Here is an 18,452-nt window from a genome sequence, read left to right as displayed (position 1 = left end):
TACCTCATTTTCGCTGAATCAGGATGGCACCATGTCGAGTCTTACTTTCCCGCCGGGCCCGCTGCAGCCCGCATCCCAGCTGCCGCTCACGTTGATTTCACTGGAAGAGTGGGCGCTGGTCACCGCCACCGGCGCTGACCGGGTCAGCTATCTGCAGGGGCAGCTGACGCTGGACGTGGCCGCGCTGGACGCCACCCGGCACCAGCCCGCAGCCCATTGCGATGCGAAAGGCAAGATGTGGAGCAACCTGCGCCTGTTCCACCGTGGAGAAGGGCTGGCCTATATTGCGCGCCGCAGCCTGCGTGATAACCAGCTGCAGGAGCTGAAAAAATATGCGGTCTTCGCCAAAGTGACGCTGGCCGCCGATGACGACGCGGTGCTGCTTGGCGTTGCCGGCCTGGGCGCGCGCGCGGCGCTGGCCGGGGTGTTCAGCCAGTTGCCCGATGCCGACACCCCGGTGGTGCAGCAGGATGAGACCACCCTGCTGTGGCAGGAGCTGCCGGCCGAGCGTTTCCTGCTGGTGACCAGTGCATCACAGGCGCAGGCGCTGGCTGACAAACTGGCCGCAACGGCACAGTTGAATAACAGTAACCAGTGGCTGGCGCTGGAGATCGAAGCCGGCTTCGCGGTGATCGACAGCGCCACCAGCGCGCAGTTTATTCCGCAGGCGACCAATATTCAGGCGCTGAACGGCATCAGCTTTAAGAAAGGCTGCTACACCGGCCAGGAGATGGTGGCGCGGGCAAAATTCCGCGGCGCCAACAAGCGTGCGCTCTACTGGCTGGCGGGGCAAGCCGGCCGGGTGCCTGAGGCTAACGACGCGCTGGAGATGAAGATGGGCGAAAACTGGCGGCGTACCGGTACTATCCTCACCGCCTGCCGGTTAGAAAATGGTGATGTCTGGGTGCAGGCGGTGCTGAACAACGATCTGGAAGCCGATACGGTACTTCGGGTACAGGGCGATGAAGGCGGCGAACTGAGCATCCAGCCGCTGCCTTATGAAATCACCGCCGGCTGACCAGCCTTAACGGATATAAAAATAAATGGCGAAGAAGTGGCACAGGCTGCCACCGAGTACAAAGCCGTGCCAGATGGCATGGTTGTAAGGAATACGCTTCGCCACGTAGAAGATCACCCCCAGCGAGTAGACGATGCCCCCGACGGCCAGCAGCCAGACGCTGCCGGCCGGCAGGCGCAGCACCATCTGATACAGCACCACCAGTGACAGCCACCCCATCAGCAGGTAGGTCACCAGCGACAGCGCGGCAAAGCGGTGCGCGAAGGCCAGTTTAAACACCACCCCGGCCAGCGCAAGGCTCCAGATTACCACCATCAGGCCGTGCGCCAGCGGCGACTTCAGCCCCACCAGCAGAAACGGCGTATAGGTGCCGGCAATCAGCAGATAGATGGCGGCATGGTCAATCTTCTTCAGCCAGTACCTGGCCCGCGGATGCGGGATGGCATGGTACAACGTCGAGGCAAGAAACAGCAGGATTATGCTGCCGCCGTACAGGCTGTAACTGGTGATGGCCAGCGCACCGGCACCGGCGTCGCTTGCCTGGCTCAGCAGCAGCACCAGCCCGATAACGCCCAGCAGGCAGCCGATGCCGTGGCTGATGCTGTTGACCACTTCTTCTGCCAGCGAATACTCCGGCTCCAGAACGTTCTGTTTCACTCTGTTCAACCGCGATCTCCTGCTCCGCCGACTATCGCCCGATGCGATAGCCTGATTTCCTGACAGCCTAACCGAGAAATATTTCAGAGTACACCTGTAAGCTGAAAAAAGTGTGAAACGATATAACACTTTCTGGCATGTAATACGCAAACGTTTCCCTTACACTACGGGCGAATTTTTTCAGGGAGGCGGCGCACACCAAAGGCTGGCTGAGTTAGCCACAGCGCGCGGCGGCCAGGCAGGCCCGCCGCGCCGGCAGGTTTACTCGTATTCGCTCATCGGCACGCAGGAGCAGAACAGATTACGATCGCCGTAAACGTCGTCCAGGCGTTTCACCGTCGACCAGTACTTATTGACGCTGCCTGCCGGGAACACCGCCAGCTCACGGCTGTACGGGTGTGACCACTCGCCAACAATCTCCATCTGGGTGTGCGGCGCGTTGACCAGCGGGTTATCTTCCGCCGGCCACTCACCGCCCGCCACCCGATCGATTTCGCTGCGGATCGACAGCATCGCGTCGATAAAGCGGTCGAGCTCGGTTTTACTCTCCGATTCGGTTGGCTCCACCATCAGCGTGCCCGGCACCGGGAACGACATGGTCGGCGCGTGGAAGCCGTAGTCAATTAACCGCTTGGCAATGTCCAGCTCGCTGATACCGGTTTGCTCCTTCAACGGACGGATATCCAGAATGCATTCGTGCGCCACGTGGCCGTCGGCTCCGGCATACAGCACCGGATAGGATGACTTCAGCCGGGTGGCTATATAGTTGGCGTTGAGGATCGCCACCGAACTGGCCTGCTTCAGCCCTTCCGCCCCCATCATGCGGATATACATCCAGCTGATCGGCAGGATCGAGGCGCTGCCAAACGGCGCGGCGGAAACCGCACCCTGACGGGTCAGCATCCCCTCAATTTCCATGACGCTGTGCCCCGGTACGAACGGTGCCAGGTGCGCCTTCACGCCGATCGGCCCCATGCCGGGACCGCCGCCGCCGTGCGGAATGCAGAAGGTTTTATGCAGGTTGAGGTGCGAGACGTCAGCGCCTATATAGCCCGGCGTGGTGATCCCCACCTGCGCATTCATATTCGCCCCGTCCAGGTAAACCTGGCCGCCAAACTGATGAACGATCTGGCAAACCTCACGGATGGTCTCTTCGTACACGCCGTGGGTAGACGGATAGGTGACCATAATGCAGGAGAGCGTTTCTCCCGCCTGCTCTGCCTTGTTGCGCAGATCGTGCAGGTCGATATTGCCCTGTCTGTCGCAGGCCACCACCACAATATCCATGCCGGCCATCTGCGCCGAGGCCGGGTTGGTACCGTGGGCCGAGGCGGGGATCAGGCAGATATTGCGCGAGCACTCATTACGGCTTTCGTGATAGCGGCGGATCGCCAGCAGCCCGGCATACTCACCCTGCGCGCCGGAGTTTGGCTGCATGCAGAGCGCGTCATAGCCGGTCAGCTGCACCAGCCACTGCGAAAGCTGGCCGATCATCTGCAGATAGCCGCCCGCCTGCTCCGGCGGGCAGAACGGATGTAGCTCGGCGAATTCGGGCCAGGTAATCGGGATCATCTCTGCCGCGGCGTTCAGCTTCATGGTGCAGGAGCCCAGCGGGATCATCGCCTGATTCAGCGCCAGATCCTTGCGCTCCAGGCTGTGCATATAGCGCATCATCTCCGTTTCGCTGTGATAGCGGTTAAACACCGGATGGGTAAGAATCGCCTCACGGCGCAGCAGCGCGTCCGGCAGCGAACGGCTCGCTGTGCTGGCCTGCGCATCCAGCGCGTCGATATCCTGGCCGTGATCGTCGCCCAGCAGTACCGCAAACAGCGTCGCAATATCTTCCCGGCTGGTGGTTTCATCAAGGGTGATCCCCACCGCATGCAGCAGATCGGTACGCAGATTAATGCCAAAGCTCAGGGCGCGGTCGAGCACCGCCGCTTTATCGGCCACCTCTATCGTCAGGGTGTCGAACCAGCTCTGGTGACGCAGCGTCAGCCCGCCGTTCTGCAGCCCGGCGGCCAGAATATCGGTCAGCCGGTGAATGCGGCTGGCGATGCGTTTTAACCCCTGTGGGCCGTGGAAAACGGCATACAGGCTGGCAATATTGGCCAGCAGCACCTGCGAGGTGCAGATATTGGAGTTGGCCTTTTCCCGGCGAATATGCTGCTCACGGGTCTGCATCGCCATGCGCAGCGCGGTGTTGCCGGCGGCATCGCGCGATACGCCGATAATGCGGCCCGGCATCGAGCGCTTAAACTCATCGCGGGCGGCAAAGAAGGCCGCGTGTGGGCCGCCGTAGCCCATCGGCACGCCAAAGCGCTGCGCGGAGCCAAACACAATATCGGCCCCCTGCCTGCCCGGTGCCTCCAGTAGCACCAGCGTCAGCAGATCGGCGGCGACGCTGACCAGCACCTGGCGTTGCTTCAGTTCCGCGATCAGCTGGCCGTAGTTGTGTACTTCGCCGCCGGTGCCCACCTGCTGTAACAGCACGCCAAATACTCCTTCCAGCTCCAGCACCTTGTCGGCTTTGTCGACCAGCACGTCGAAACCAAAGGTCTCGGCGCGGGTGCGCACCACGTCCAGCGTCTGCGGGTGAACGTCGTCGGCCACGAAGAAGCGGTTGGCGTTTTTCAGCTTACTCAGACGTTTGGCCATCGCCATCGCTTCTGCCGCCGCGGTGGCTTCATCCAGCAGCGAGGCGGAGGCGATATCCAGCCCGGTCAGATCCAGCGTCAGCTGCTGGAAGTTAAGCAGCGCTTCCAGCCGCCCCTGAGAGACTTCAGGCTGATAGGGCGTGTAGGCGGTGTACCAGCCCGGATTCTCCAGCATGTTACGCAGGATCACCGGCGGCGTGAGCACCGGCGTATAGCCCATGCCGATATAGGATTTATAACGCTGATTTTGCGCGGCAATCGCCTTGAGCTCGGCCAGCGCCTGATGCTCGGTCACCGCATCGCCCACCGCCGGCGGGCCGGGCAGCTGAATGTCGGCAGGCACAATTGAGGCAATCAGTTCACTGAGTGAATCGGCTCCAACCGCGGCCAGCATCGCTGCCTGCTGCTCGGATGAAGGTCCAATATGGCGGCCGATAAAGGCGCCGTGATGTTCAAGCTGGCTGAGGGTCTGGTTCATGAGCGGTCAATCCTGCGGGTTAGCAGGCCGGCATCCACCGGCCACGGGGAGAGAAGGTTATTCGCTGATGGAACTGCTGTAGGCTTCCGCGCTCAGCAGCGTCGCCAGTTCGGCTTCATTGCTGGCTTTAATGCGGAACAGCCAGCCGTCACCGTAGGGTTCACTGTTAATCAGCTCCGGCGAGGTTTGCAGAACGTCGTTGATCGCGATGATTTCGCCACCGATCGGAGCATAGATATCGGATGCGGCCTTCACCGATTCGGCCACCGCACATTCATCGTCTTTGCCATAAACGTTGCCGACTTCAGGCAGTTCAACAAACACCATATCGCCCAGTAGCTCCTGCGCGTGCTCGGTGATGCCGACGGTATAGATACCGTCGGCATCCTTACGCACCCACTCGTGGCTTTCACAGTACTTCAGTTCACTCGGTACATTGCTCATTCACTGGATCTCCAAAAGGTCGGGAATAATCGTTTTAAATCACTGGCTGACCGCCACGCACGAACGCCGGTTTACAGACCCTGACCGGCATTTCACGGTTGCGGATCTGCACAATGGCCTGCTCGCCAATACCCGCCGGCACCCGTGCCAGCGCAATGCTGTAACCGAGCGTCGGTGAGAACGAGCCGCTGGTAATTACGCCTTCCTGCACGTTGCCGCCGGCATCGGTAAAGCGCACCGGCAGCCCGTTACGCAGCACGCCTTTCTCGGTCATAATCAGGCCGACCAGCTGCATCGTGCCCTTCTCACGCTGGCTCTCCAGCGCTTCACGGCCGATAAACGGCCGATCTGCCGGTTGCCAGGCGATGGTCCAGGCCATATTGGCGGCCAGCGGTGAGACACTCTCATCCATCTCCTGGCCGTACAGGTTCATCCCGGCCTCCAGCCGCAGCGTATCCCGCGCGCCCAGCCCGGCGGGCTGTACTCCTGCCGACAGCAGGCGCTGCCACAGATCCACCACCTGCGCCGCCGGCAGGGCAATTTCATAACCGGATTCGCCGGTATAGCCGGTGGTGGCGATAAACCAGTCGCCCGCCTGCACGCCGAAGAACGGTTTCATGCCTGCTACCGCCGCCCGCTGCGCATCATCCAGCAGCGACTGCACTTTTTGTTGAGCGTTAGGGCCCTGCACCGCCAGCAGCGCCAGGTCATCACGCTCGGTCAGCTCAATGCCGTAAGCCTGTGCCTGCTGCGAGATCCATGCCAGATCGTTCTCGCGGGTGGCAGAGTTGACCACCAGGCGGAAGAAATCTTCAGCGAGGAAATAGACGATCAGGTCGTCTATAACGCCGCCCGAGGCGTTCAGCATGGCGGTGTATAGCGCTTTGCCAGGGGAAGTGAGTTTGGCGACGTCGTTGGCCAGCAGGTAGCGGAGAAACTCCCGCGTACGTGCGCCGTGCAGATCAACAATGGTCATATGGGAAACATCGAACATGCCGGCATCGCGGCGCACCGCATGGTGCTCATCAAGCTGTGAACCATAGTGCAACGGCATCATCCAGCCGTGGAAGTCCACCATCCGCGCCTGCGCGGCCTGATGCTGTTCAAACAACGGGGTTTGCTGAGTCATCATTCCTTACCTGATATCCGGTTGCTGACTAACGCCACATGCCACCGATCGCGGCCGGGCGCAAACGTTACCTTCCTGCTGAACTTACCACCGACGTGCGCGGTTAACCATAAGTTAAACAGGGTCGAACCTGTAGAGTGCACGAAAAGCCCCGAATAATGATGCAGTTTATTTCACTGCTTTAACGAGAGTTAACCCACATAAACAGCATGCTAAGCACAAAAAGGCAGATTTACCTCAGCAATCCGAGACGGCCGGAGGGAAATCCCTCTTCATTCGGCGAACACCATCATTACTAAAACTAATCCGAACTACGGCGTAAAATTAGAATAAATCAAACGATGCGCAAAAAAGGGTCAGTCGTTGCGCCAGAAATGGACAACGTGGGGGGGAGCAGATAACGAATTAAAAATGGGGGCCGTAGCCCTAATGCCGATCAAATTACCTGCTCAACGAATCCGAACCAACCCGTCCTACGCCGGGTTGGTTCCTTTCTGGAAAGATGATTACCCGCAGCAACAGAGGATTTCTGTAATATCCTTCACATCTGCCCGTGTGTTTAGATCAGAATGCATTGTGTCTGAGACGGAAAGAACGGGTGATTCGATCCCATATTTCCACCAGTTCGGCATCGCTGTAAGCAGGTGGGGGCAGCGCATGGTTACTCAACGTCAGGTCAAGATTGGGATGCCTGAAATCCGCTGTTTTTTCATTGGCAACAGCTGTAAACAATAACTGTGCGGACGCGTTACCGGGTGATTTTTCTGACGGCGCAGTGGCAAGCCATTCACTGGTATCAAAACCGGCTATCTGTGTTTTACCTTTACGCAGGGTCCGGGCATTAACCTGAGTCAGATAAGACTGTATTTCACCGCTTCGCTCCAGCATGTTTGTGCTTTCTTTTAAAGCATTATTACTCCAGACAACAAAAGAAAAAACCGGACTGTGCGGATAGACAAAGGTAATATCTTCCTTCGGCTTGCCGTTCCCGTCGCGGATAAACCCTTCTGAGATACAGGTTCCCGGCTGCGTCGGGATTTCATCATTTTTTCGCCCGCTCAGACGGGACATTACATCTTTCAGCTCCGCCAGTTTTGCAGGCTTGGTGTTGGCCATCCATTCGGGTCTTCCAGACTCTTTACGTAGCCAAAACGCACGTTCTTTGGCAAAGTTTGGGTCCGAATAATCGGTAATATCCTGAGTGAGAATAAACGCCACACCATTTATGTACAGATGCCCTTCCAGAATGCGCCCAAATCCTGGCACGCTCTCATTTTTATTGCGGTCAAATATCACCGCATTCTCACTCAGCCGGTACACCTGTTTGAGAAAAGGCCGATCGACGGTTCTCACCGTGTGTCCATGCTGTAATGCCTGCTCCCGCAGTTCGATACGCTGCTCAAACGCCGGACGGTAGAGCCGCTGGCTGCTGATATTCACCTCATTAATCTGAGCACGGTCTTTCAGGGTATTTTCAAATGAGGCCGGTACCTCAAACACATAGCGTCCCACGCACTGGGTTTTGGTGGTGGCAAACAGAGTATCGACCATACGTTTTTCCTTGTCCGTTAACGCCGGTGGCGGATGCACAAACGTCACAAAATTGTGAATATAGAATCCTGCCGCCAGCAGCACTATCGCCAGCGAGGTAAGCAGCTGAAGCGGGATTTTTTTCATGGAGGCGGCACCTGCTGCACGATTTTCACCACCGAGCGGACCGTGAACACCAGGGCATCTGACAGGTCACTGTAAACCGAACGCGAGCGGTCCACGGGGTCAGCGGCATAGGCCCCTTCATGATCGACATCGGTCGCCAGCACGCCCCGAAGACAGGGAGATGAGGTACGGATAGCCGTGACCGGCACGGTGCCGTCACCGGGGGTTCCCGCCGAAATCAGCTCATGGGTTCTTAACGGGGAGAGCTCAAGCGGCTCTCCGGAATCCTTCCGGACCCTCTGCGCCTCCTTCACGTACGGCGGGATCCGCTCTTTCCACGTCAGGAACGCATCAGACGGATTGTCCGCACTGGCACCGTAAAACAGCCAGGTCTGCGGATGATATCTGTCATTTAATTTTTCAATAAACTCCTGAACTTCCTCATTTATCCTCTTCTCATATTTATTCCACTCATCTTCTGTATTATCCAGCAGTAAATCCTGCTCACACAGCCGCCACCAGGCCGTTTTGTTCAGGTAAATTTCCTCATACGGGTTATCCACCGGCAGGGACAGCCGGGTACTGCTACTCTCGATTTTCAGCCAGCCGGTGCCATAAGCACTGCCCGGCAGCAGCTGTAACGGACCGGGGGACTGGGCCAGCACCGGCATCAGCTTTTCTGCGCTGTCGCCGATAATCATACCGGTAATGCCGCGCTCGCCGGTTTTCATGCGCCGGTACGCCGCTGGTGAGCCCAGGTCCGGCATCACGCCGTGCACCATCCCCAGGATGTTTTCCCGTCCGTTCATGTTCTCCGAGTAGTGCCTGGCCACCAGCCCCCCCATTGAGTGGGTGACCAGAATGACTTTGTTCACCGCCAGGCGGTAGTAATACTGTCCCAGCACGCTGCGGATAAAGGTTCCCAGCAGTACCGCCGAATCAGCACAGGACTGCAGCCAGTTGTAACCAAAAACGTGCAGCGGAAATAAAAACCGGTGACCGTGTGCCGCTTCTTCTTTCGTCAGCACCTGTTCCGCCGACTCGTCGCCTATCCTGACGCCGGTAAAACGCTGTCGCGCCGTCTGCTGCTGGACTTCCCTGAAGTGATTTTCCGTCAGGATGTCGTCGTCACTGAGCAGGTACTGCAGCCGGTCGAGCGCCTCCCCGTAGCTCTTGTAAAACGCGCTTCCCCATCCCCGTTCGCGCCGGGAGGGGAATTTTTTCCCGTCCGCATCGTCGTTAAAAATCGCCCCGCTGTCGTCAACCGTTGTGGTCTTCGGATCAAGCAGAAACTTTCTTTTTTCCGGGCTGGCAAGCGGCCATTTTCTAAGCGATGAGGCACTAAACTGCCAGACTTCGCTACTCTGGTTTTTCAAATTTGACCCCATCACCCCCGGAATAAAAATCACCGGGATCACTTTGTCCGGCGGCTTGAGGCAGACCGCCACGTGATTTTTTTCTTTCGGATGGAAAGGGATCTTGAAATAAACCCGCCCGTTATCATCCCAGATCGGGCGATGATATGAACGGTTTTCAGTGTCGTCCATGCGTTAACCTCCTGTTATTTTCGCCGCAAACGGTATCAGCTCTGACCCTGTGCACGATGGTGTGTAAATGCTTTTTCTCAGAGGTGGCCGTTAAGGCGATCACAGAACCGGACAGTAAATTGCTATCAGCCAGTCCCGCAGCGTCATCGTCCGTATATGTGATGCTGCCAGAATTGCCAGCCACGCCACCTTTCTCACTGAGTCGCCCGTCGGGAATACTTTACGCTGACCTACAATCTGGTGCGTTATCAGATGACACAAATGGTATTAACAATCAGATGGTTGCAGATAAATATACTGAACTTCACCGAATCGACTGCATGGGTAACGAAGCTGTTGTGGACACGGGAAGGCGCTTCATCGGAGAGGATCCTGGTGCTGGTCAACTGTGCAGAAATGAGAGTGCGGCCAGTAAAATCTCCGGGGCGGCGGGAAAGATCATTCCCAATGATTGCTGAAGGAGAAGCCTTATAATTACCCGATAGTAAAAAGAAAAAATGCCAGTCAGACTTAACTGACTGGCATTAGGCCGTAGCCCCCACCGTTTTCTTCTGCTTTACAGCATTAACGCAGCCACTCCGGCAGATCGTGCAGGCCCATCGCCTGCTTTAACAGCCGCGGCTTGACGCCGGGCAGCACGTCCGCCAGCGCCAGGCCGACGTCGCGCAGCAGCTTTTTCGCCGGATTGTTGCCGTCAAACAGCTCACGAAAACCCTGCATGCTCGCCAGCATCAGCGCCGCGCTGTGCTTGCGGCTGCGCTCGTAGCGGCGCAGGTAGAGGTGCTGACCGATATCCTTACCCTGCTGCTGCAGGCGACGCACTTCGCCGATCAGCTCTGCCGCATCCATAAAGCCGAGGTTAACGCCCTGGCCTGCCAGCGGATGAATAGTGTGCGCGGCGTCGCCGACCAGCGCCAGCCGGTGCGCGGCAAAGTTGCGCGCGTAGCGGCCGGCCAGCGGGAAGGTCTGACGCTCGCTTTCGACCTGACACAGGCCGAGGCGCAGATCAAAGGCAACGGCCAGCTGCTGGTTAAACACCTCATCAGGCATCGACTGCAGGCGGCTGGCCTCCTGCGGCGACAGTGACCAGACGATGGAACAGAGGTGCGGATCGCTGAGCGGTAAAAAGGCCAGAATGCCGTCGCCGTGAAACACCTGACGCGCCACCGCGCCATGCGGCTGCCCGGTGCGGATGTTGGCCACCAGCGCATGGTGCTGATAATCCCAGAAGGTCAGCGGGATATCCGCCTTGTTGCGCAGCCAGGAATTAGCCCCGTCGGCGGCCACCAGCAGGCGTCCCGTCATCATCGTGCCGTCGCTGAGGGTGACGAAGGCTTCATTCTCGCCAAAGGCCACCTGCTGCAGCTCGGCCGGGGCCAGCAGGGTAATGTCGCTGAGGCTCTGCGCCCGTTGCCACAACGCCTGATGGATCACCTGGTTTTCAATGATATGCCCCAGGTGGGTCAGATCCTGCTGACCGTCGTCAAAAGCAATCTCACCAAAGCTGTCGCGATCCCATACCTGCATGCCGTGGTAGGCGCTGGCCCGCGTCGCCAGAATAGTACTCCAGACGCCGAGATGCTGCAGCAGCCGCTCGCTGGCGGCGTTGATCGCCGACACGCGCAGGGCCGGTGGCGCATCCGCCGCCAGCGCTTGCGGCTGTTCGCGCTCCAGCACCGCCACGCGCAACCCGCTGCCCTGCAGGCCACAGGCCACCGCCAGACCGACCATGCCGCCTCCGGCAATAATCACATCATATGTTTGCATGACTGCTCTCTCCTTAACGCTTAACCCAGCCCAACGTGCGCCCGGCCAGCAAATTACGTAACGGCGGCAGATGGTCCATCGCCATCAGCCCCAGATTGCGCCCGATCACCAGCGGCGCATAGCAGTTAGCAAACAGTCTGACCAGGCCGTCGGTGACGCCGATGGTCGCCGCGGTGTCCGGCCGGCGGCGCTGCTGATAGCGCTGTAGCGTAGTGAAACTGCCGACGTCCTGCCCGTCTCGCCAGCTGGCCGCCACGGTTTCAGCCAGCGACATCACGTCACGCATGCCGAGGTTAAAACCCTGGCCGGCGATCGGATGCAGTGTCTGCGCGGCGTTGCCCACCAGCGCCAGCCGGTGCGATACGTGCTGCCCTGCGCGCTGCAGCCGCAGCGGATAGCTGTCGCGCTGGCCGACCTGGGTAATGCGTCCCAGCCGCCAGCCAAACGCCTGCTGCAGCCGGGTGAGAAACTCATCGTCGCTCCAGCCGTCGACCTGCGCCCGGTTTTCCAGCGGATGGCACCACACCAGCGAACTGCGGCCGGCGGACATCGGCAGCAGCGCCAGCGGGCCGTGTTCGGTAAAGCGCTCGAAGGCACGGCCGTTGTGCGCCTGCTGCGTCGAGACGTTGGCAATCACCGCCACCTGCTGATAATCCTCGCTGTGCCATTGCACGCCGCAGGCGGCCGCTACCGGGGAGCGCGCACCGTCCGCCGCCACCAGCAGCTGGCCGGTCAGCGTTTCGCCATCGGACAGCACCACGCTGACGCCCTGCTGCGAACGGTCCACCTGCGCCACCGTGGCCGGGCAGCGCAGCGTGACGCCCGGCGCCTGCTGCAGGCGGGCGAACAGCCGCTGGCCGACATCGTGCAGTTCCACTACCTGGCCGAGCGCGCTGATGCCGTAATCGGCTGCGTCCAGCGAAACAAAGCTGGCATGGCCGCGATCGCTGACGTGCACGTGGCGAATGGCGGTACCGCAGGGAGCCAACAGCGGCCACAGGTCGATCGCCGCCAGCTGGCGACAGGTTCCTTCGGCAAGGGCAATGGCCCGGCCATCATAGCCGGGATGTGCCCGATTGCCAGGTTCCGTGGCCTCCACCAGCGTCACCGGCAGCGCACCGCCGGTCAGATGAGAGATGGCCAGCGCCAGCGTCGCCCCGGCCATCCCCCCGCCCGTAATAATTATGCTCATTGTTGCTTCGCTGCCGCCATCAGTGCTTCAATTTCGTCGGCATCTTTTACCACCGTCGCGGTCAGGTTTTCGTTGCCTTCAGCGGTGATAAGAATGTCGTCTTCAATGCGGATGCCGATGCCGCGGTACTCCGGCGGCACCTCAGCGTCAGGCGCAATATACAGACCCGGTTCTACGGTCAGCACCATGCCCGGCTCCAGCGGCCGGTCACGATCGACGCCGTAGTGGCCGACGTCGTGCACGTCCAGCCCCAGCCAGTGGCTCAGACCGTGCATAAAGAAGGGACGGTACGCCTGTTCGGCGACCAGCGTAGCCACATCGCCCTGCAGGATGCCCAGCCTGACCAGCCCGCTCACCATCACCTCCACCACCTCAGCGGTCACCGCACGGATGCTGGTGCCGGGGCGATAGAGTTCCAGCGCCCGCTGCAGCGAGGCCAGCACGATGTCGTAAATCGCCCGCTGCGGCGCGCTAAAGGTGCCGCCCACCGGGAAGGTACGGGTGATATCACCGGCATAGCCCTGATACTCGCAGCCGGCGTCGATCAGCACCAGCTGGCCGTCGCGCATCTGCCCCTCATTTTCGGTGTAGTGCAGGATACAGCCGTTGTCGCCGGCACCGACGATAGTGCTGTAAGCGGGAAAGCGTGCCCCGTGACGGTTAAATTCATGCTGGATCTCACCCTCCAGCTGATACTCATACATCCCCGGCCGTGACTGCTGCATCGCCCGGGTATGCGCCAGCGCGCTGATGCGACCGGCTTCACGCATGATCGCCAGCTCTTCCGCCGATTTAAACAGGCGCAGCTCGTGCACCCACGGCCGCCAGTCGGTGACGCTGGCCGGCGCCTGCAGATTTTGCCGCGAGCCGGCGCGCAGTTTATCCAGCGCGGCGAACAGCAGCTGGTCAGCAAAAGCATACTGCCCCTGCGCGTGGTAAACCACATCCAGCCCGTTGAGCAGCAGGTGCAGCTGTGCGCCGAGATCGTCCCAGGGCAGCGCACGATCCACCGCCAGCGCCGCCGGGGCCGCATCCTGCCCCAGACGACGGCCAAACCAGATCTCCGCGGTCAGATCGCGCACGCGGTTAAACAGCACGCTGTGGCTGTGCTTCGCGTCACTCTTGATCAGCAGCAGCAGTGCCTGCGGCTCGTTGAAACCGGTGAAGTACCAGAAGTCGCTGTTTTGCCGGAACGGATACTCGCAGTCGTTACTGCGGGTCACTTCCGGGGCGGCAAAGATCAGTGCCGCACTGCCCGGTACCATTTTTGCTAACAGCGCCTGACGGCGGCGCAAAAACTCTTGCTGGGTCATTGGCATCTCCATGAGTGAGTGATCGGGCCTGGCTGAGCCACAGGGCCGTTTAATCCGTTAGTGCAGGGTCGGCTTGCTCGCCACCGCGTTGACCGGCGGCATCTGACGGGTAAAGGTGTCGTGGCACAGCAGCGCCGCAACGCGCACGTACTCCACCACCTCTTCAAGCGACTGCTCCAGCTCTTCCTGGTCTTCATCTTCATCGTAGCCGAGCTGGGCAATGGTGCGCAGATCGTCAATCGCTTCGCCGGTTTCACCTTTCACTTTGTCGAGCTTCGGTTGGGTGACGCCCAGCCCGAGCAGGAAGTGGTTAACCCAGCCGGCCAGCGCGTCCGCGCGGTCAAAAACGGTGATATCGTCATCTTCCGGCAGGTAGAGCTGAAACAGAAAGCCTTCATCTTCCAGCGATTCACCGATTGCCTGGTGCAACTCCTGCAGCGGAACGCTGAGCACGTGGGAGAAGGCCATGCCTTCATTTGTCAGGTCATGAACCAGTGACTGCCAGCGGCCATCGCGGTTTCCACCGCAGATGATCCCGCTTAGCAGACCATGCATTTCAGCGGGCGTCATGCCGACACCCTGCTGCGTCAGTACGGAGGCCAGGGCGTTATAACCCGGCATGGTATTAGTCAGTGACATACGTTTACTTCGTCGTTGGCTGATGAGTTCGTGTTATGCTACCACCAGGTGCCTCATCGATTCCAGAAAGGGGTTGTTTCTTCTATTTGGGGTAGTTATAGTGGCGCCCCTCCCGAGCCAACGAATGGCCAGGGTGATAGCGGGCGCAGTAATTCAGTCAGGAAGGTGGCATGTCTGCACAACCGGTAGATCTTCAAATTTTTGGCCGTTCTTTGAGAGTAAATTGTCCGCCGGAACAGCAAGATGCGCTGAACCTGGCCGCAGAAGACCTCAATCAGCGTTTGCAAGACTTAAAAGTTCGCACTAGAGTCACTAATACAGAGCAACTGGTGTTTATCGCTGCCCTGAATGTGTGTCATGAGCTGGCGCAGGAGAAGGTTAAAACCCGCGACTATGCGTCTAACATGGAACAACGCATTCGCATGCTGCAGCAGACCATTGAACAGGCATTGCTTGAGCAGGGTCGCATAACTGAACGTACCGGTGCGAAGTTCGAATAACACTTTGGCGTTACCTGTGATAGAGTGACGATGAAGTAAAAAATTCTCTGAGATGTTTGCAAGCGGGCCAGTCCCCTGAGCCGATATTTCATACCAAACAGAGTCTGGCGCTCTGTAGCCTGTGAGCATGCTCGGTCCGTCCGAGAAGCCTGATGGCTACGACGGCAGTCTCACCTTGAACCAAGGGTTCAAGGGTTACAGCCTGCAGCGGCATCTCGGAGATTCCTACCTTTTTTACCGCAGTCCCCTTTTCCCCGGCTTTAATCTTCCTTACGCTAAGCAACATCCCTCTGTTTACGGAGTCAGCCGCGTATGAACCTCAATCTTCACGATCGTCAGGATATTCGCAGACACGTGCGCCATTTACGGCGAGCGCTGAGCGATGAGCAGCAGCGGCAGGCCGCCGATCTGATTGCGGAGCATGCGCTCAGTTTCGCCCCGATTGCCGGGGCAAAGAGTATCGCCCTGTTTCTGTCGGTGGATGGTGAGATCAACACTCGCCCGCTGATTGCCAAACTGTGGCAGCGCAAGCAGCGCGTCTACCTGCCGGTGCTGCATCCGTTCTCCCCCGGTCAGCTGCTGTTTTTGCGCTATGAGCCGCATACTGAACTGCATATCAATCGCCTGCGCATTCCTGAACCGCCGCTGGATATCCGTCAGCTGCTGCCGCTGAGCGAGCTGGACGTGCTGATGGTGCCGCTGGTCGCCTTCGACAGTCAGGGGCAGCGGCTGGGCATGGGCGGCGGGTTTTACGACCGCACGCTGCAAAACTGGCGACAGCACGATTTTCTGCCGGTGGGGCTGGCGCACGACTGCCAGCAGGTGGAGCAGCTGCCGGTGGCCGGGTGGGATATTCCCCTGCCCGCGCTGATAACGCCGTCTAAAATCTGGCAGTGGTAGCCTCACCCTTGCACCTGCGCAGCCACAGGAACAGACAGAGCCAGCAGAAAACCCGCACGGCAGGGCCTGGTGTCTGAAGAGTTAAGTCTGGCGTAATAAAGGTTTGGGGGGAGTTAACGCGGTGTCAGCAGGCCACAGGCATAAAAAAGCCGACTGAAAACAGTCGGCCTTTAACATTACTGGCGCGGAGAATCAGTACAGCAGGCGTGCGCGAATAGTGCCAGGAATGGCCTTCATCAGCTGCAGCGCTTTATCCGCCACGTCCTGTGGTGCATCAACGTCAATCACCACATAGCCCATCTGCGGGGTGGTCTGCAGGTACTGCGCAGAGATGTTGATCCCCTGATCGGCGAAGATCAGGTTGATCGCAGTCAGCACGCCCGGACGGTTCTCGTGGATGTGCAGCAGACGGCTGGCGTTAACGCCGTGCATCGGCAGCGAGGCTTCCGGGAAGTTTACCGCCGACAGCGTTGAGCCGTTGTCAGAGTATTTCACCAGCTTACCGGCCACTTCGGTGCCGATATTCTCCTGCGCTTCCTGAGTAGAACCGCCGATGTGCGGGGTCAGGATCACGTTATCGAAGGCGCTCAGCGGGGAGATAAACGGATCGGTGTTGGTCGCCGGCTCAACCGGGAAGACGTCAATCGCCGCGCCGGCAAGGTGCTTGCTGGCCAGCACTTCACACAGCGCCGGGATATCCACGACCGTACCGCGTGAGGCGTTGATCAGCAGCGAGCCCGGCTTCATCAGCGCCAGCTGCTCTGCGCCCATCATGTTCTGCGTCGACTGGGTTTCCGGCACGTGCAGGCTGACCACGTCGCTCATGTTCAGCAGGTCGGAGAGATGCTGGACCTGAGTGGCGTTACCCAGCGGCAGCTTGCTCTCAATGTCGTAGAAGAACACGTGCATGCCGAGGCTTTCCGCCAGCACGCCAAGCTGCATGCCGATATGGCCGTAGCCGATGATGCCCAGCTTTTTACCGCGCGCTTCATAGGAGCCAACCGCCTGCTTGAACCACTCACCGCGGTGCGCTTTGGCGTTGGCCGCCGGCACGCCGCGCAGCATCAGCAGCAGCTCGCCGATAACCAGTTCAGCGACGGATCGGGTGTTGGAGAAAGGTGCGTTAAAGACCGGAATCCCGCGGATCGCGGCCGCATTCAGGTCAACCTGGTTGGTCCCGATGCAGAAGCAGCCGACGGCAACCAGTTTTTCAGCCGCGGCGAAGATCTCTTCGGTCAGCTGAGTACGCGAACGCAGCCCGATGAAGTGCGCATCGCGGATGGATTCTTTCAGTGCGTCGCTGTCCAGTGCGCCTTTGTGAAATTCGATGTTGGTGTAGCCTGCAGCACGCAGATTCTCTACCGCGCTCTGATGCACGCCTTCCACCAACAGGAACTTAATCCTGTCTTTCTCCAGTGATACTTTTGCCATTTCCCGACCCTATTTAGCAGACTTCAGATGTGGCGTAATCCTGCTATCCGGTGGTTCTGTCAGCGCAGGCGGGCGATGAAAACGCCAAAATGCCGCCCGGCACGGAGTGAACTGCCGCGATATAAGATTGCCTTCTGTCAAAATAACAAAATTTACGCCCGCAGCAATACAAACGATTGCTCTGCTCACCAGCACGGGATATCGCGCCTCAGAATATTACGATAGAAAATCGCTACGCCGTAGTCAGCATCAGGAGGATCACACGACTGGAGCCTGCAATGTGACATAAGTCACCAAATTGCAGCGAACGAAGAAAAGATATTTTTTAGTTAAAAAAAACGGGTACCGACGCTATCGGTACCCGCCAGATCATTTTTTGATGGTTTTCACACCATCGGCGGTGCCAATCAGTGCCACATCGGCCCCACGGGCAGCGAACAGGCCGACGGTCACCACACCCGGCAGCGCGTTGATCGCCTGTTCCAGCGCAATCGGGTCGACAATTTTCAGGTTATGTACGTCGAGAATGATATTACCGTTGTCCGTCAGCACGTTCTGACGGTACTCAGGCAGGCCACCGAGCCTGACCAGCTGACGGGCCACATAGCTGCGCGCCATCGGGATCACTTCCACCGGCAGCGGGAAATTCCCCAGCACGTCAACCTGCTTGGAGGCATCCGCAATGCAGATAAAGCGCTCGGCTACCGCTGCGACGATTTTCTCGCGGGTCAGGGCCGCGCCGCCGCCCTTAATCATCTGCATCTGGCCGTTAATCTCATCGGCACCGTCGACGTAGACCGACAGCGAATCAATTTCGTTGAGGTCGAATACCGGGATACCGAGGCTTTTCAGCTTCTCCGTCGACGCTTCAGAGCTGGAGACCGCGCCTTCAATCTGGTGCTTAATCGAGCCCAGCGCATCGATAAAGTGCGCGGCGGTAGAGCCGGTCCCGACCCCGACAATTGTCCCCGGCGTGACGTAATCCAGCGCCGCCCAGCCGACGGCTTTCTTCAGTTCATCCTGCGTCATGGTATGCCTAAACCCTGTGATCCACTGTGTGCGCGTAGTATAAAGCAAGGCGGCGGAAAATCACCGCTCAGGACGCGGTAAGATGCCAGGATTGC

15 protein-coding genes and 1 other RNA gene are annotated in these 18,452 nt (G+C 59.1%); 4 read left to right on the top strand and 12 right to left on the bottom strand.

Annotation, left to right across the window (positions count from 1 at the left end; translation table 11 throughout):
• Positions 1 to 31 precede the first annotated feature (31 nt).
• Positions 32 to 1,018 (top strand): tRNA-modifying protein YgfZ, encoded by a 987-nt coding sequence (gene ygfZ, locus GKQ23_RS05365; RefSeq protein WP_212409959.1) that lies wholly within the window; start codon positions 32 to 34, stop codon positions 1,016 to 1,018.
• Positions 1,019 to 1,024: 6 nt separating this feature from the next.
• Here ygfZ and GKQ23_RS05360 read toward each other — a convergent pair whose 3' ends face one another.
• The 10 genes from GKQ23_RS05360 to GKQ23_RS05315 form a co-directional block, all read right to left on the bottom strand.
• On the bottom strand, positions 1,025 to 1,675 hold the full coding sequence (locus GKQ23_RS05360; protein WP_212411566.1) for a hemolysin III family protein: 651 nt from the start codon (positions 1,673 to 1,675) through the stop codon (positions 1,025 to 1,027).
• Between the two features lie 261 nt (positions 1,676 to 1,936).
• Positions 1,937 to 4,810, bottom strand: coding sequence for an aminomethyl-transferring glycine dehydrogenase (gcvP, locus tag GKQ23_RS05355; protein ID WP_212409958.1), 2,874 nt, complete (start codon positions 4,808 to 4,810; stop codon positions 1,937 to 1,939).
• A gap of 57 nt (positions 4,811 to 4,867) precedes the next feature.
• Complete coding sequence (gene gcvH / locus GKQ23_RS05350) at positions 4,868 to 5,254, bottom strand: glycine cleavage system protein GcvH (protein ID WP_056231901.1); 387 nt, start codon at positions 5,252 to 5,254, stop codon at positions 4,868 to 4,870.
• Positions 5,255 to 5,288: 34 nt separating this feature from the next.
• The gene (gcvT, locus tag GKQ23_RS05345) at positions 5,289 to 6,383 is read right to left on the bottom strand and encodes a glycine cleavage system aminomethyltransferase GcvT (protein ID WP_056231898.1); all 1,095 of its coding nucleotides are present in this window, start codon (positions 6,381 to 6,383) and stop codon (positions 5,289 to 5,291) included.
• 564 nt (positions 6,384 to 6,947) lie between these two features.
• Complete coding sequence (locus GKQ23_RS05340) at positions 6,948 to 8,060, bottom strand: T6SS immunity protein Tli4 family protein (RefSeq protein ID WP_212409957.1); 1,113 nt, start codon at positions 8,058 to 8,060, stop codon at positions 6,948 to 6,950.
• A complete protein-coding gene (locus GKQ23_RS05335; RefSeq protein ID WP_212409956.1) occupies positions 8,057 to 9,586 on the bottom strand; it encodes a triacylglycerol lipase in 1,530 nt (509 codons plus the stop codon). Before GKQ23_RS05335 ends, GKQ23_RS05340 begins: the two co-directional genes overlap by 4 nt.
• A 564-nt stretch (positions 9,587 to 10,150) precedes the next feature.
• Positions 10,151 to 11,353 (bottom strand): FAD-dependent 2-octaprenylphenol hydroxylase, encoded by a 1,203-nt coding sequence (ubiI, locus tag GKQ23_RS05330; protein WP_056231886.1) that lies wholly within the window; start codon positions 11,351 to 11,353, stop codon positions 10,151 to 10,153.
• 13 nt (positions 11,354 to 11,366) lie between these two features.
• Complete coding sequence (gene ubiH / locus GKQ23_RS05325) at positions 11,367 to 12,545, bottom strand: 2-octaprenyl-6-methoxyphenyl hydroxylase (RefSeq protein WP_212409955.1); 1,179 nt, start codon at positions 12,543 to 12,545, stop codon at positions 11,367 to 11,369.
• Positions 12,542 to 13,858 carry a Xaa-Pro aminopeptidase gene (pepP, locus tag GKQ23_RS05320; protein ID WP_212409954.1) on the bottom strand — a complete coding sequence of 439 codons (1,317 nt, stop codon included), beginning with the start codon at positions 13,856 to 13,858 and terminating at the stop codon, positions 12,542 to 12,544. The genes ubiH and pepP overlap by 4 nt, the downstream gene beginning before the upstream one ends.
• 57 nt (positions 13,859 to 13,915) lie before the next feature.
• Positions 13,916 to 14,497, bottom strand: a complete 582-nt coding sequence (locus GKQ23_RS05315) for a YecA family protein (protein WP_056231877.1) — start codon at positions 14,495 to 14,497, stop codon at positions 13,916 to 13,918.
• Positions 14,498 to 14,667: 170 nt separating this feature from the next.
• Here GKQ23_RS05315 and zapA point away from each other — a divergent pair, with 170 nt between their 5' ends.
• The 3 genes from zapA to GKQ23_RS05300 all read left to right on the top strand — a co-directional run bounded on the left by zapA (position 14,668) and on the right by GKQ23_RS05300 (position 15,897).
• On the top strand, positions 14,668 to 14,997 hold the full coding sequence (zapA, locus tag GKQ23_RS05310; RefSeq protein ID WP_056231872.1) for a cell division protein ZapA: 330 nt from the start codon (positions 14,668 to 14,670) through the stop codon (positions 14,995 to 14,997).
• 41 nt (positions 14,998 to 15,038) lie between these two features.
• Positions 15,039 to 15,223, top strand: a non-coding RNA gene (gene ssrS, locus GKQ23_RS05305) — 6S RNA.
• Positions 15,224 to 15,309: 86 nt separating this feature from the next.
• Positions 15,310 to 15,897 carry a 5-formyltetrahydrofolate cyclo-ligase gene (locus GKQ23_RS05300; RefSeq protein ID WP_212409953.1) on the top strand — a complete coding sequence of 196 codons (588 nt, stop codon included), beginning with the start codon at positions 15,310 to 15,312 and terminating at the stop codon, positions 15,895 to 15,897.
• 192 nt (positions 15,898 to 16,089) lie between these two features.
• Here the strand turns inward: GKQ23_RS05300 and serA are convergent, their stop codons facing one another.
• Both serA and rpiA read right to left on the bottom strand, forming a co-directional pair.
• A complete protein-coding gene (gene serA, locus GKQ23_RS05295; RefSeq protein ID WP_056231866.1) occupies positions 16,090 to 17,328 on the bottom strand; it encodes a phosphoglycerate dehydrogenase in 1,239 nt (412 codons plus the stop codon).
• A 369-nt stretch (positions 17,329 to 17,697) separates the two neighbouring features.
• The gene (gene rpiA, locus GKQ23_RS05290; RefSeq protein ID WP_212409952.1) at positions 17,698 to 18,357 is read right to left on the bottom strand and encodes a ribose-5-phosphate isomerase RpiA; all 660 of its coding nucleotides are present in this window, start codon (positions 18,355 to 18,357) and stop codon (positions 17,698 to 17,700) included.
• Between the last annotated feature and the right edge of the window lie 95 nt (positions 18,358 to 18,452).

The organism is Erwinia sp. E602 (assembly GCF_018141005.1).
In the GTDB taxonomy this organism is placed as follows: Bacteria; Pseudomonadota; Gammaproteobacteria; order Enterobacterales; family Enterobacteriaceae; genus Erwinia.
This window is presented reverse-complemented; position numbering and strand designations above follow the sequence as displayed.

Excerpts from the sequence above, each read along its gene's own strand:
- GKQ23_RS05315 (WP_056231877.1), bottom strand. The coding sequence starts at position 14,497 with ATGTCACTGACTAATACCATGCCGGGTTATAACGCCCTGGCCTCCGTA.
- gcvT (WP_056231898.1), bottom strand. The coding sequence starts at position 6,383 with ATGACTCAGCAAACCCCGTTGTTTGAACAGCATCAGGCCGCGCAGGCG.
- ubiI (WP_056231886.1), bottom strand. The coding sequence starts at position 11,353 with ATGCAAACATATGATGTGATTATTGCCGGAGGCGGCATGGTCGGTCTG.
- ygfZ (WP_212409959.1), top strand. The coding sequence starts at position 32 with ATGTCGAGTCTTACTTTCCCGCCGGGCCCGCTGCAGCCCGCATCCCAG.
- pepP (WP_212409954.1), bottom strand. The coding sequence starts at position 13,858 with ATGACCCAGCAAGAGTTTTTGCGCCGCCGTCAGGCGCTGTTAGCAAAA.
- rpiA (WP_212409952.1), bottom strand. The coding sequence starts at position 18,357 with ATGACGCAGGATGAACTGAAGAAAGCCGTCGGCTGGGCGGCGCTGGAT.
- zapA (WP_056231872.1), top strand. The coding sequence starts at position 14,668 with ATGTCTGCACAACCGGTAGATCTTCAAATTTTTGGCCGTTCTTTGAGA.
- ubiH (WP_212409955.1), bottom strand. The coding sequence starts at position 12,545 with ATGAGCATAATTATTACGGGCGGGGGGATGGCCGGGGCGACGCTGGCG.
- gcvP (WP_212409958.1), bottom strand. The coding sequence starts at position 4,810 with ATGAACCAGACCCTCAGCCAGCTTGAACATCACGGCGCCTTTATCGGC.
- GKQ23_RS05340 (WP_212409957.1), bottom strand. The coding sequence starts at position 8,060 with ATGAAAAAAATCCCGCTTCAGCTGCTTACCTCGCTGGCGATAGTGCTG.
- serA (WP_056231866.1), bottom strand. The coding sequence starts at position 17,328 with ATGGCAAAAGTATCACTGGAGAAAGACAGGATTAAGTTCCTGTTGGTG.
- GKQ23_RS05335 (WP_212409956.1), bottom strand. The coding sequence starts at position 9,586 with ATGGACGACACTGAAAACCGTTCATATCATCGCCCGATCTGGGATGAT.
- GKQ23_RS05300 (WP_212409953.1), top strand. The coding sequence starts at position 15,310 with ATGAACCTCAATCTTCACGATCGTCAGGATATTCGCAGACACGTGCGC.
- gcvH (WP_056231901.1), bottom strand. The coding sequence starts at position 5,254 with ATGAGCAATGTACCGAGTGAACTGAAGTACTGTGAAAGCCACGAGTGG.